Annotated in this window: 13 protein-coding genes; 12 read left to right on the forward strand and 1 reads right to left on the reverse strand. The window is 75.0% G+C overall.

The genetic code is table 11. From position 1 onward, the window contains the following. The first annotated feature begins 4 nt into the window (after nucleotides 1–4). The 12 genes from ACO4JP_RS10825 (at nucleotide 5) to ACO4JP_RS10880 (ending at nucleotide 10,197) form a co-directional block, all read left to right on the forward strand. Nucleotides 5–670, forward strand: coding sequence for a class E sortase (locus tag ACO4JP_RS10825; RefSeq protein WP_425953702.1), 666 nt, complete (start codon nucleotides 5–7; stop codon nucleotides 668–670). An 80-nt stretch (nucleotides 671–750) separates the two neighbouring features. Further along, nucleotides 751–2,049 (forward strand): gephyrin-like molybdotransferase Glp, encoded by a 1,299-nt coding sequence (gene glp, locus ACO4JP_RS10830; RefSeq protein ID WP_425953703.1) that lies wholly within the window; start codon nucleotides 751–753, stop codon nucleotides 2,047–2,049. After that, nucleotides 2,046–2,357 carry a hypothetical protein gene (locus ACO4JP_RS10835; RefSeq protein WP_425953704.1) on the forward strand — a complete coding sequence of 104 codons (312 nt, stop codon included), beginning with the start codon at nucleotides 2,046–2,048 and terminating at the stop codon, nucleotides 2,355–2,357. Before glp ends, ACO4JP_RS10835 begins: the two co-directional genes overlap by 4 nt. Next, nucleotides 2,354–2,659 (forward strand): DUF6457 domain-containing protein, encoded by a 306-nt coding sequence (locus ACO4JP_RS10840; RefSeq protein WP_425953705.1) that lies wholly within the window; start codon nucleotides 2,354–2,356, stop codon nucleotides 2,657–2,659. Before ACO4JP_RS10835 ends, ACO4JP_RS10840 begins: the two co-directional genes overlap by 4 nt. Next, nucleotides 2,656–3,744 carry a GTP 3',8-cyclase MoaA gene (gene moaA, locus ACO4JP_RS10845; RefSeq protein WP_425953706.1) on the forward strand — a complete coding sequence of 363 codons (1,089 nt, stop codon included), beginning with the start codon at nucleotides 2,656–2,658 and terminating at the stop codon, nucleotides 3,742–3,744. Before ACO4JP_RS10840 ends, moaA begins: the two co-directional genes overlap by 4 nt. A gap of 2 nt (nucleotides 3,745–3,746) precedes the next feature. Beyond that, nucleotides 3,747–4,001, forward strand: a complete 255-nt coding sequence (locus ACO4JP_RS10850; RefSeq protein WP_425953707.1) for a MoaD/ThiS family protein — start codon at nucleotides 3,747–3,749, stop codon at nucleotides 3,999–4,001. Between the two features lie 147 nt (nucleotides 4,002–4,148). Next, nucleotides 4,149–5,144 carry a helix-turn-helix domain-containing protein gene (locus ACO4JP_RS10855; protein WP_425953708.1) on the forward strand — a complete coding sequence of 332 codons (996 nt, stop codon included), beginning with the start codon at nucleotides 4,149–4,151 and terminating at the stop codon, nucleotides 5,142–5,144. 105 nt (nucleotides 5,145–5,249) lie between these two features. After that, complete coding sequence (locus ACO4JP_RS10860; protein WP_425953709.1) at nucleotides 5,250–6,530, forward strand: MFS transporter; 1,281 nt, start codon at nucleotides 5,250–5,252, stop codon at nucleotides 6,528–6,530. Between the two features lie 60 nt (nucleotides 6,531–6,590). Then, nucleotides 6,591–7,808, forward strand: a complete 1,218-nt coding sequence (locus ACO4JP_RS10865; RefSeq protein ID WP_425953710.1) for a cation:proton antiporter — start codon at nucleotides 6,591–6,593, stop codon at nucleotides 7,806–7,808. 90 nt (nucleotides 7,809–7,898) lie between these two features. Then, complete coding sequence (locus ACO4JP_RS10870; RefSeq protein ID WP_425953711.1) at nucleotides 7,899–8,318, forward strand: GntR family transcriptional regulator; 420 nt, start codon at nucleotides 7,899–7,901, stop codon at nucleotides 8,316–8,318. Continuing rightward, nucleotides 8,285–9,196 (forward strand): ABC transporter ATP-binding protein, encoded by a 912-nt coding sequence (locus ACO4JP_RS10875; protein ID WP_425953712.1) that lies wholly within the window; start codon nucleotides 8,285–8,287, stop codon nucleotides 9,194–9,196. The genes ACO4JP_RS10870 and ACO4JP_RS10875 overlap by 34 nt, the downstream gene beginning before the upstream one ends. Beyond that, on the forward strand, nucleotides 9,193–10,197 hold the full coding sequence (locus tag ACO4JP_RS10880; protein WP_425953713.1) for a hypothetical protein: 1,005 nt from the start codon (nucleotides 9,193–9,195) through the stop codon (nucleotides 10,195–10,197). The genes ACO4JP_RS10875 and ACO4JP_RS10880 overlap by 4 nt, the downstream gene beginning before the upstream one ends. Before the next feature lie 106 nt (nucleotides 10,198–10,303). Here ACO4JP_RS10880 and metE read toward each other — a convergent pair whose 3' ends face one another. Next, on the reverse strand, nucleotides 10,304–12,634 hold the full coding sequence (gene metE / locus ACO4JP_RS10885; RefSeq protein WP_425953714.1) for a 5-methyltetrahydropteroyltriglutamate--homocysteine S-methyltransferase: 2,331 nt from the start codon (nucleotides 12,632–12,634) through the stop codon (nucleotides 10,304–10,306). Between the last annotated feature and the right edge of the window lie 69 nt (nucleotides 12,635–12,703).

The raw sequence follows: 12,703 nt of genomic DNA on the forward strand, positions 1-12,703 counted from the left end.
CGCCATGTCACGCAGGCGCCGCGGTGCCGCCGTCGTCGTCCTCTCGCTCGTCGCCGAGCTGCTGCTCACCACCGGCGGCATGCTCGGCCTGTACACCGCCTGGGACGTGTGGTGGAACGTCCGCGCCGCCTCCGCCCAGGCCGACCGGGCCACGGACGAGCTCACCGACGCATGGGCGGCCGGCAGCACCCCCGACGACGCCGCCGTCGGGGTCCTGCACGTACCCCGGTTCGGCGAGGGGTGGGCGCGGGCCGTCTACCCGGGCACGACCCGGGCCGAGACGCTGGACCCGCTCGGGGTCGGGCACTACGACGAGTCCGCAGGTCCGGGAGAGATCGGTAACTTCGCCCTCGCGGGCCACCGCTCCAGCTACTCCCGGCCGTTCCACGACCTCCACACGCTCAGGGTCGGGGACGCTCTGATCTTCGAGTCGGAGGACACCTGGTACGTGTACGAGGTGACGGTCACGAACCTGGTGATCGACCCCTCGCAGAGCGAGGTGCTGGCCCCTGTGTTCGGGGATATGACGTGGCAGGCAGAACCGACCGAGCGGACCATCACGCTGACGTCCTGCCACCCGGTCTACTCCCGCCACCAGCGGATCGTCGCCCACGGTGTGCTCACGTCGTCGACGCCGAAGGAGTACGGGGTCCCAGCCGAGGTCGCGTGAGGTCGGCTCACAGCCCGCCGTACCCGGCGGAGAGCAGCGCGCCCCCCGCCCGAAACCCCGCACGGCTAGCCTCTGGTGTCGTGAGAAGCCTGCGGCCGCTGGTCGAGCACGTCGAGGCGGTGCTCGCACGCGTCGCACCGTTGGCGGCCGTGCGTGTGCCGCTGGAGACCGCCGCGGTCGAGGCGCCGGGCCTGGTGCTGGCCGCCGACGTCGTGGCGGCCGCCCCGGTCCCGGCGTTCGACCACGCCGCGGTCGACGGCTACGCGCTCCGCTCGGCCGACCTCCCGCCGCGGGAGAGCGTGTCCCTCCGCGTGGTCGGGGGCGTCGCGGCCGGGCAGACCGCCTCGCGGGCGTTGTCCGCCGGCGAGGCCGCGCGGGTCATGACCGGCGCCCCCTTGCCGCCAGGGGCCGACGTCGTCGTCCCTGTCGAGCACACCTCTACCGGGCGGTTCGTGCCCGGGCGGGACGGCGCGGAGAACGCCGTGACGCTCGCCCGGCCGCGCAAGGACAACATCCGGCGCCGCGGCGAGGACGTCGCCGCGGGCCTCGTCCTGGCCACCGCAGGCGACGACGTCACGCCCGCGCTGGTCGCCGCGGCGGCCGCGGCGGGAGTCCGCGACCTCGCCGTGCACCGCCGCCCGCGGGTGGCCGTGATCTCGACCGGCTCCGAGCTGCGGCCCGCGGGCGCGGCGCCCGGCCCCGCCGGCGTCGTCGACTCCAACTCGCTCATGCTCGCCGCGATCGTCCGGCGCGCGGGCGGCGTGCCCGTGCGCCGCGGTGGCGTGCCCGACGACGCCGCGTCCCTGCGCGCGGCGCTGGACGACGTCGTCGGGGAGGTCGACCTGATCGTCACCACGGGCGGGGTGTCGGCCGGGGCGTGGGACGTGGTCCGGCAGGTGCTGACCGAGGGCGGAACCGCGACCGACGCCGACCTCACGGGCGTGGCGATGCGTCCCGGCCGCCCGCAGGCGCTCGCCGCGTGGCGCGACGTGCCGTGGGTCGCGCTGCCGGGCACGCCGACCGCGGCGTTCGTGGCCGCGCACCTCTTCGTGCTCCCGGCGGTCGATCGCCTGCGCGGCGCCCGCCGCCCGGGGCTCCCGCGCACCCGCCTCCGTGCGGTTGCGGGACCCTGGGGCTCCGGAAAACAGCGGTCAGAACCGGAGCCGCACGGTCCCGCAACGCCCCGGACGCCCCGGACGCCCCGGACGCACGTCGTGCCCGTGCGCGTCGCGCGCGACGGTGTGGCGCCCGCCGTGGGGGCGGTGGGCGGGCACTCGCTCGTTGCGCTGCTCGGCGCCGACGGACTCGCGCTCGCGCCCGCGGGTGGGGTGCGCCCGGGCGACGAGCTCGAGGTCGTCCTGCTCGGCGGCGCCCGATGACCGCGTCCGGCATCGTCGGCGCGGAGGTGGTGCCGCGCCTGCTCGGCGCGCTGGACGCGGTCAAGGCGGCGGTCGACGGCCCTTGCCTCGGCCGCGACGGCCACCCGCAGCGGCTCGTCGCCGCCGTGCCGCGTGACGCGCTCGCGAGTGTGCTTGCGTCGCTGCAGGCTGAGACGGGTAGCGTGCAGGATCATCCGGTGCGTCGCCTGGCCGCCCTGCTGCGGCCGACCGATGTGCCGGAGGCCGACGTCGACACGTGGGACGACCTGACGTGGCTCGAGGCCGCGACGAGGAAGGGGACGACATGAGCGCGCAGGACTCGCCCGACCCGCAGACGCTGCTCGCCCGCTGGGTGCAGTCCTTGGAGCGCGACCTCGACCTGCCCGACGGCACGGTCGACGTCGACGCGGTGCTCGACCTCACGCGCGACGCCGCGCACAACGTCGCGCGCCCGGCCGGGCCCCTCGCCGCCTACGCCGCCGGCTACGCCCGAGCGCTCGCCGACGTCGAGGCCGGGGCCGCCGCCGGCGGCGGAACCTCGGATGCCGTCGACCGCGCCACCGCTCTCGCCCGCGCGTGGACGGCCGACGAGGCCGGGGAGGCACCGTGACGGCCGTCGCCCTGGGCCTGCCAGGCGTGCGCCCCGACGCACCCCCGGAGCACGCGCCGCTACCGGCCGGCCGCCCCGACGTCCCTGGTCTCGTCGACCGGTTCGGCCGCGTCGCCACCGACCTGCGGGTCTCTCTCACCGACCGCTGCAACCTGCGCTGCACCTACTGCATGCCCGCCGAGGGCCTGCCCACGCTCCCCCGCGACGCGGTGATGACGCGGCAGGAGATCGCGCGCCTCGTCGGCGTGGCCACGCGCGAGCTGGGCGTGCGCCAGGTGCGGTTCACCGGCGGCGAGCCGCTGCTGCGGGCCGACCTGGTCGACGTCGTGCGCGACGTCGCCGCCCTGCCCGACCCGCCGGAGATCTCGCTGACCACCAACGCGGTCGGGCTCGACCACCGCGCGGCCGCGCTCAAGGACGCGGGGCTGGACCGCGTCAACATCTCGCTCGACACGCTCGACCCCGACACGTTCGCCCGCCTCGCGCGCCGCCCGTTCCTCGAGCGCACGCTCGCCGGGATCGACGCCGCGGCGCAGGTGTTCGACGTCGTCAAGATCAACGCGGTGCTGGTGCGCGGGCTCAACCTCGACCACGCCTCTGCGCTGCTCGCCTGGTGTCTGGAGCGCGGGTTCGAGCTGCGGTTCATCGAGCAGATGCCGCTGGACGCCGACCACGCGTGGGACCGGTCGTCGATGGTCACCGCCGCCGAGGTGCGCGCGCAGCTCGCCGACCGGTTCGAGCTCGCCCCCGACCAGGCCCCGCGCGACGGCGCGCCTGCGGAGCGGTTCGTCGTGCGACCGCACGGCGGCGGGGCAGCCCTGGGGCGGGTGGGTATCATCGCGTCGGTGACCGAGCCGTTCTGCGCCGACTGCCGCCGCACCCGGCTCACCGCGGAGGGCGCCGTGCGTAGCTGCCTGTTCGCGCACACCGAGACGGACCTGCTCGGCCCCCTGCGCGCGGGCGCCGACGGCGCCGAGCTGGCCGACCTGTGGCGCACCGCCATGTGGGGCAAGCACGCGGGTCACGGCATGGCCGAGGCTGGGTTCGTCCAGCCCGCCCGGACGATGAGCGCGATCGGCGGCTGAGCATGTCGACAGTCGACCTCCGCGCGTTCGCCGCTGCCCGGGCCGCCCTCGGGTGGGCCCAGCACCGCCGCGCCCTCGACGCCGGCGCCACCGTCGCCGACGTCCTCGCGGGTCTCGCGGCCGAGGCGCCCGGCGCCGGCCCGGTGCTCGCGCGCTGCGCCGTCCTGCTCGACGGGCGGCGCGTCGCCGCGCCCGCGGACGCCGTCGTGCCCGACGGGGCGCGGCTGGACCTGCTGCCGCCTTTCGCCGGCGGCTGACGTCCCAGGACCGCACCTGGGGCGGGTTGTGACCGGGCGCACGGGGTGCCAGGCATCAACGTGCGGGTTTTCACGCACGTTCGCTGCGCCAAGCCCGTTGTCCCACGTGAGATGGGCGTTGACCTACTCACCGAAGGGACGGGCACGATGACTCCGAGCCCCCACCGCACGCTGCACCGCCATCGAGGCATGCCCCCGCGGCACCCCCAGATGACGGCGACCCCCGCGGCACGCGTCCCCGACCGCGGCCAGGCCCGGTCCCACACCGCTCGCTTCGGCGAGATCCAGGTGACGTACCTCGAGCACGGCCCTGTCCGCCTCGACACGCCCGACCGCGCCTGGGGTGGCGACCCCGACACCCTGCGGCTCATGGTGGTCGTCGACGGTGAGGTGAGCCTGCGCCACTCCGAGGCCACCGCGACGCTCAGCACGCGCGACAGCGCCCTGATCCTCGGCACCAGCCTCGTCACCTACAGCTCCGACGCCCCTGCGCGCGTCGTCGTCTGCGACATGCCGGCCGACCACAGCGGGCTCGCTGCGCTGCCGCGATCCGCTCCGTTCGTCGTCGGCCGCGCGGACGCCGCGGTGCCTTGCGCCCTCGGCGCGTTCCTGCTCGACCTGCTGCGGCAGGACGGCGAGCGGCTCGCCCCGCTGGCACGCGCGCAGGTCGCCGACGTCCTGCGCACGCTCGCGACCAGCACGGTCATGGCGCTCGCAGTGGCCGGCTGCTCCGGCTGGGAGCTGCGCCGCCAGCGCCTGGCCGCGCTGCGCCACATCGCTGCGCGCTACACCGACCCGGACCTCAGCTCGGCGTCGGTCGCGGAGCACCTCGGGCTCTCGCGCCGCTCGCTCCAGCGCCTGTTCGAGGGCGAGGAGCGCACCGTGGCGCAGCGGATCCAGGCGGTCCGCACGCAGCACGCGATCACGCGCCTGCGCGACTCGCGCCTCGCCGCGGCCTCGCTCGCCGAGATCGCGACGCTCTCGGGCTTCGGCTCGACGGTGGCGATGCGCCGCGCGGTCCAGGACACGACCGGGCTGACGCCGTCCGACCTGCGCCGCGCGGCGGCGACCGCGGGCGCCGAGCGCGAGGACGACGACGCCTTCACCCCGGCCGACCTCGAGCCCTGCGCCGTCGAGGGCTGACGAGCCTCCCGAGCAGCTCGGGCGCGCGGCCGAGACCCGCCGGCCGGTGCGTCCCCGCACCGGCCGGCGGTCGGACGCCCCGGACGGTCATGGGAGCATGAGCCAGTGCCCCACCGCCTGACGTCCCGAGCGACGCCGTGGCTCGCCTGGGCCGCAGGGCTCGCCGTCTACGTCCTGGCCGTCGCCCACCGCTCGTCGTTCGGCGTCGCCGGCCTGGTCGCGGCGGACAGGTTCGGCGTGCAGGCGACGGTCCTGTCGCTGTTCGTCGTCGTCCAGCTCGCCACCTACGCCGGCATGCAGATCCCCATGGGCGTCGCGCTGGACCGGTGGGGCCCGCGCCGCCTGCTGACATTCGGCGCGCTGACGATGGCGGCGGGGCAGGCCGGGATGGCGCTGGCTCCGGGCGTCGGCGTCGCGATCGCGCTCCGGGTGCTGGTCGGGTGCGGCGACGCGGCCGTCTTCATCTCCGCCGTGCGCCTCGTCTGGGGCTGGTTCGACCGGCGCCGGGTGCCCCTCCTGACGCAGGTCACCGGGCTGGTCGGCCAGCTCGGGCAGGTGGTCTCCGCCATCCCGTTCGCGTTCGCCCTGCATCGCTTCGGCTGGGCGCCCGCCTTCGCCGTCCTCGCGGCGGTCGGGCTGGTCACCGCCGGCATCGCCGCGTTCGGCGTGCGCTCGGGGCCGCGCGACGAGCCCTCGCTGCGGCGCGGCCTCGACGGGCTGGGCGCCACGCTGACGAGCGCGGGCACCTGGCTGGGGTTCTTCGCCCACATGGTCGGCGGCGTCAGCACGAACGTCTTCGTGCTCATGTGGGGCGTCCCGTTCCTCGTCGAGGGCCAAGGCCTGAGCGCCGGCCAGGCCGGAGCGCTGCTGGCCCTCAACGTGGGCGTCTCGATCGTGAGCGGGCCGGTGATCGGTGAGTTCACCGCGCGCCACCCGCTGCGCCGCACGTGGGCGGTGCTGGGCGTCGCGTCCGCGACGGCCGCGGCCTGGGCGCTCGTGCTGCTGCCGGCCACGCCGCGCCCGCTGTGGGTGCTGGCGGTGTTCGTAGTGCTGATCTCGGTCGGCGGGCCGAGCTCGCTCATCGGCCTCGACCTCGCCGCCAGCTTCAACCCGGCCCAGCGGCGCGGCACCGCGCAGGGCGTGGCGAACATGGGCGGGTTCGTGTCCGCCGTCCTCGTGATGCTCGCGGTCGGCGTCGTCCTGGACCAGCGGGCGCCCGACGGCGCCCCGACGCTCGGCGACTACCGCCTCGCGCTTGCCGTCGTGCTCGTGCCCCTCGTCGTCGGCGTCGTCGGGATCCTGCTCACCCGGCCGCGCGCCCGCGCGGCGGCTGGTATCACCGTGCCGGCCCTCGCCGAGGTCTGGGACCGCTACCGCGGCCGCTGACGGGGCCGGGCCTCAACCTTCAGGCGGCCGGAAACGCGGATCGTTCCTAGAGTTCACGACGTGGACTCTGCCCTTCTCAGCCTGGCTGCAGTGCTCGCGGCCGTCGTCGTCGCACCCCCGCTCGCCGCGCTGAGCAAGCGCCTGATCGCGGTCCCGCTGCCGGTCGTCGAGATCGCGCTGGGCATCATCATCGGCCCGGCCATCCTCGGCCTGGTCGAGCCGGGCGGCGTCGCGGCCACGGTCGGGCGCATGGGTCTCGCGGCGATCATCTTCATCGCCGGGTACGAGCTCGAGTTCCGCACCGTCACGCGCAAGCAGCTCGGCTGGGCCACGTCGGGCTGGCTGATCTCCCTGGTCCTCGCGGTGCTCGCCGGCATCGGCGTGGTCGTCGCCGCCGACGCCGGTGGCCTCCAGGTCTCGGGCGACGGCAGCACCTCCCTCGTCACGACCGGCGTGTTCGTCGGCATCGCACTGACGTCGACGGCGCTGAGCACCGCGATGCCCTCGATGCGCGACGCCGGGGAGCTCGAGACGCCGTTCGGGCGCGCGATCATCGCGGCCGGCACCGTGGGCCAGCTCGCCCCGCTGCTCGCCCTGTCGGTCGTGTTCGGCAGGCGGCACATCTGGTGGTCCGTGATCGCCCTCGTCCTCTTCGCCGTCCTCGTGCTGCTCTCGCTCCGGATCGCGTCGCGCGGCCTGCCGGAGAGCGCCCGCCGGCTCATCACCGCGACGATGCACACCTCCGGCAACTTCGCGATCCGGATCGTCGTGTTCGCCATCGCGCTCCTGACCGCGGTGAGCGTCGAGGTGTTCGACCTCGACATGCTCGTCGGCGCGTTCGCCGCCGGCGTCCTGGTACGCCAGCTCCTGAGCAGCATCGATCCCGTCGACCGCCTGCTGACCGAGCGCAAGTTCCAGGGCATCGCCTTCGGGTTCCTCACGCCCCTCTTCTTCGTCACCACGGGCGTGGCCTTCGACCTGCGCGGGCTGCTCTCGCAGCCGCTCGCGCTCGCGCTCGTCCCGGTCTTCCTCCTGATCATGTTCGTCGCGCGCGGGCTACCCGGCTCGTTCGTGCTCCCGTGGACCTCCTCGGCCCGGGACCGCGTCGCCGCGATGTTCTGGACGTCGGTGGGGCTGGCCGTCATCGTCGCCGTCGTGAACATCGCCGTCGACGAGGGTGTCATGAGCTCCGTCATCGGCTCGGCCATGGTCGGCGCGGGCATGTTCTCCATGCTCACGTTCCCGACGGCGGCGCTGGCCGTGCGCCGCGCGCGCTGACCTCCTCCGGGCAACTTCCCTCCCACCCCTTGACAGGGACACCCCTGCGATATCTAAAGTACTAGGTATCTAGTGGATTGAGGTATTGCGGTGATCGAGTTCCACCTGGACGGCCGATCCGGCGTCGCGCCCTACCTGCAGATCGTCCAGCAGGTCCGGCAGGCGCTCCGTCTGGGGCTGCTCTCCGCAGGAGACCGGCTCCCGACGGTGAAGGACGTCGTCGCCAAGGTGGCGATCAACCCCAACACGGTGCTCAAGGCGTATCGCGAGCTCGAGTACGAGGGGCTCGTGGTGGCCCGGCAGGGTGTCGGCACGTTCGTGACGGCCACCCTGACGGACGACTCTCTGGCGGCGCACGAGCCGCTCCGCAAGGAGCTGGCTGCGTGGCTCGAGCGGGCCCAGGACGCGGGGCTCGACCCCGAGAGCATCGAGGCACTGTTCACCAGCACCTTCCGCTCGCTGTACGAGGAGACACGATGGGCTCCACCGTCCTCCAGGCCGACGGCCTGACGAAGCGGTACGGGCGGCGCACTGCGCTCGCCGACTGCACCCTCTCGATCCCCGCCGGCCGCGTCGTCGGACTGGTGGGACCCAACGGCGCCGGGAAGACGACGCTGCTGCACCACGCCGTCGGGCTGCTGACCCCGACGAGCGGACGCATCGAGGTGCTGGGCCGCCGCCCCGCGGCGGACGCTGCCCAGCTGGCGCGCGTGGGGTTCGTCGCGCAGGACACCCCCGTGTACGGCACGCTCACGGTCGCCGACCACCTGCGGTTCGGCGCCCGCACCAACCCCGGCTGGGACCCGAAGCTGGCCGCGCGGCGGATCGCCGCGCTGGGAATCGACCCCGACCAGAAGGCCGGCCGGCTCTCCGGCGGGCAGCGGGCCCAGCTCGCGCTCACGCTCGCGATCGCCAAGCGGCCGGAGCTCCTCGTGCTCGACGAGCCGGTCGCCAGCCTCGACCCCCTCGCCCGGCGCGAGTTCCTGCAGAGCCTCATGGAGTTCGTCGCCGAGCACGACGCGAGCGTGATCCTGTCCTCCCACCTCGTCTCCGACCTGGAGCGGGTGTGCGACCACCTCATCGTCCTCGTCGCCTCCCGCGTGCGCATCGCGGGCGACGTCGAGGAGCTGCTGGGCTCGCACTACCGGCTCGTCGGGGCCCGCCGCGACGCCGCCGCGCTCCCGCCCGGCGTCGAGGTGCTCGAGGAGAGCCACACCGACCGGCAGTCCACGCTGGTCGTCCGCAGCGCGACCCCCGTCGACGACCCGTCGTTCGGCGTCGAACCGCTCAGCCTCGAGGACATGGTCCTCGCCTACATGGCCGGGGCCGCCGCGCCCGGCACCGACCCGGGCACGCACGCCGCCCCGGCGATGGAGGTGTCGCGATGATCTGGATGACCTGGCGCCAGTTCCGCACCCAGGCCTGGGTGACGGGCGGCGCGATCGCGCTGTTCGGCGTGGCCCTGCTGATCACCGGCATCAGCATCTCCCACGCATACACCTCGCTCGGGGTCGCCACCTGCGGCTCGGACTGCAGCTCGGCCGTCGCGTCGTTCCTCAACGCGGCCCGCGGCGGCCTCAACGGCACGGTCCACGACCTCGCCGGCGTCCTCGTGGTGCTCCTGCCCGCCGTCGTCGGCGTCTTCTGGGGCGCGCCGCTCGTCGCGCGCGAGCTGGACAGCGGCACGTACCGCGTCGCGTGGAGCCAGTCGGTCCCGCGCGGCCGGTGGGTGGCCGTCAAGCTCGGGCTCGTGGGCGCCGCGTCCGCCGCGGCGGCGGGCCTGCTCAGCTGGGCCGTGACCCAGTGGGCGCACCACGTCGACGCCGTCGACGCCGGCCGCATCGTCCCCGCCTACTTCAGCGCGCGCGGCGTCGTCCCGATCGCCTACGCGCTCTTCGCGTTCGCGCTCGGGGTGACGCTCGGCCTGGTCATCCGCCGCACTTTGCCGGCCATGGCGGCGACGCTCGTCGCCTACGGCGCGGTGCTGTTCGCCATGACCCAGTGGGGGCGCAAGCTCCTGCTGCCGCCCGTGGAGCTCACGCGCGCCCTCGACGTCGAGCATCTCAACGGCATCATCGTCGACCCGGCCGCGAACAGGCTCGTCGTCGACGCCAACGTCGACGACCTCCACGGCTGGGTCCAGTCGAGCAAGGTGCTCACGGCGGACGGCACGCTGTTCAGCGCCCCGGTGGGCACGACCCAGTGCGGCCGGAACACCACCTTCGAGGCGTGCCAGCAGTGGCTCACCTCGCAGCACCTGGTGCAGTCGGTGCTCTACCAGCCCGAGAGCCGCTTCTGGTCGCTCCAGTGGATCGAGGCGGGCGTGTTCGTCGCGCTCGCGGGGGCGCTGGCGGCGTTCTGCGTGTGGCGGGTCCGCCGGATCGGGTAGCGCTCTGCCGGCCGCGGCCGTCCCTCCCTTCGGCGTCGTACCTGCTGGCGTTCTCGGCGCGAGAACGCCAGCAGGTACGACGTCGAGAGGGAGGAGAGTGCGCGAGTCAGAGGGTGGTGCGCACCGCGTGGGCCGCCGCCACCAGGTGGCGCAGCGACTCGGTCGTCTCCGCGTAGCCGCGCGTCTTGAGGCCGCAGTCCGGGTTGACCCATACGAGAGCCGGGTCGATCGACGTCACCGCGAGCCCCAGGAGCTCCGTCACCTCGCCCGACGACGGCACGCGCGGCGAGTGGATGTCGTACACCCCCGGCCCGATCCCCCGCCCGTACCCGGCCTCGTGGAGCTGGGGCACGATCTCCATCCGCGAGCGCGCCGCCTCGAGCGACGTCACGTCGGCGTCGAGCCCGTCGATCGCGTCGATGACCTCGCCGAACTCCGAGTAGCACAGGTGCGTGTGCACCTGCGTGGCCGGCGCCGCGCCCGCGGTCGCCAGGCGGAAGGAGCGCACGGCCCAGTCGAGGTACGCGCGCTGCGCCTCGCGCCGCAGCGGGAGCAGCTCGCGCAGCGCGGGCTCGTCCACCTGCACGACGGCGGTCCCCGCCGCCTCGAGGTCGGCGACCTCGTCGCGCAGCGCCAGCGCGACCTGCACGGCCGTCTCCCCCACCGGCAGGTCGTCGCGCACGAACGACCACGCGAGGATCGTGACCGGGCCCGTGAGCATGCCCTTGACCGGCTTGGCGGTGAGCGACTGCGCGTACCGCGTCCAGGCGACCGTCATCGGCGCCGGGCGCGCGACGTCGCCCCACAGGATCGGCGGGCGCACGCAGCGCGACCCGTACGACTGCACCCAGCCTCCGGCCGTCACGGCGAACCCGTCGAGCTGCTCGGCGAAGTACTGCACCATGTCGTTGCGCTCGGGCTCGCCGTGCACCAGCACGTCCAGCCCCAGCTCCTCCTGGAGGGCCACGACGCGAGCGACCTCGGCGCGCATCGCGGCCGTGTACGCCGCGTCGTCGAGCTCGCCCTTGGCCCACGCCGAGCGCGCCGAGCGGATCTCGGGCGTCTGCGGGAACGACCCGATCGTCGTCGTCGGCAGCAGCGGGAGCCGCAGGCGCTCGGCCTGCGCGGCGGCCCGCTCCGCGTACGGCGCGCGGGTCTCGTCGTCGGCCTCCAGGCCCGCGACGCGCGCACGGACGGCCGGCACGACGACGCCCGCCGCGGCCGCACGGTCTGCGAGCGCCGCGGACGCCGCCGCGAGCTCCGGTGCGACGGCGTCGGCCCCCTGGGCGAGCCCGCGCGCGAGCGTGGCGACCTCGGCGATCTTCTGGTCGGCGAAGGCGAGCCAGCCGCTGAGGCGCGGGTCGCGCCCGTCGGTGCCGTCCCAGGTCTCGTCGTCGACGTCGTGCGGCACGTGCAGCAGCGAGGTGGAGGTGCCGACGGCGACGGCTCCCGCGCCGGTGGCGTCGCCGAGCGCGGACGCCTGGGCGAGCTTCGTGGCGAGGTCGGCGCGCCAGACGTTGTGCCCGTCGACGAGCCCGGCGACGAGCGTCTTGGTCTCGAGCCCGGGGACGGGTCCGGCCGGGGCCGACCCGCGCACGAGGTCGACGGCGATCGCCTCGACGTCGGTGCCCGCGAGCAGCGCCAGGTGGTCGCCGGACTCGCCGCGCAGGTCGCCGTAGGGTGCGGCGACGAGGATCGATGGCCGCCCGGCGACGCCGGTCAGCGCGCCGTACGCGCGGGTCACGGCCTCGGCCAGGACGCCGTCGGGCAGGTGGCCGGTGACGGTGTCGGCGACGAGGGCCGGCTCGTCGAGCTGGACCCAGGGCGCGCCGGCCGCACCGAGGGCGGCGAGCAGCTCGCCGTACGCGGCGACGACGTCGTCGAGCCGGTCGAGCGGGCGGAAGCCGGCCGGCGCGCCGGAGGCGGCCTTGGCCAGCAGCAGGAACGTCACGGGCCCGACGACGACGGGGCGGGTGACCACGGCCGCGCCGCCGTCGGAGGGCCGGGCAGCTTCGGCGAACCAGCGGAGGGGTGCGTCGTCGGCGAACGTGATCGGGGTGCCGGGGCCGATCTCGGGGACCAGGTAGTGGTAGTTGGTGTCGAACCACTTGGTCATCTCGAGCGGCGGGCGGGTGCCGTCGCCGCGCGCGGCGACGAAGTAGTCGCGGGCGGGGACGACGCCGAGCAGGACGGCGGCGTCGAGCACCTGGTCGTAGGGCGAGAACGACGACGGGACGGACCCGTCCGCGGCGTCGAGGCCGAGCTCGACGAGGCGCCGCACGGTGGCCAGGCGCAGGGCGCACGAGGCGGCCTCGAGCTCGGCGTCGGTGGTGCGGCCCGCCCAGCGGGCCTCGAGGGCGCGCTTGAGCTCGCGGCGCCGGCCGATGCGCGGGTAGCCGAGGATGGTGCCGCCGGGGAAGGGGGTGGCGATGGGCATGAGGAGTCCTCTCAGATGGACTGCTCGGGCCCTCGGCCTTCAGGCCAGGTTGCGGTGTCGCAGCCGCCG

Origin of the sequence: Xylanimonas sp. McL0601, assembly GCF_049852175.1 — a bacterium.
Classification (GTDB): Bacteria; Actinomycetota; Actinomycetes; order Actinomycetales; family Cellulomonadaceae; genus Xylanimonas.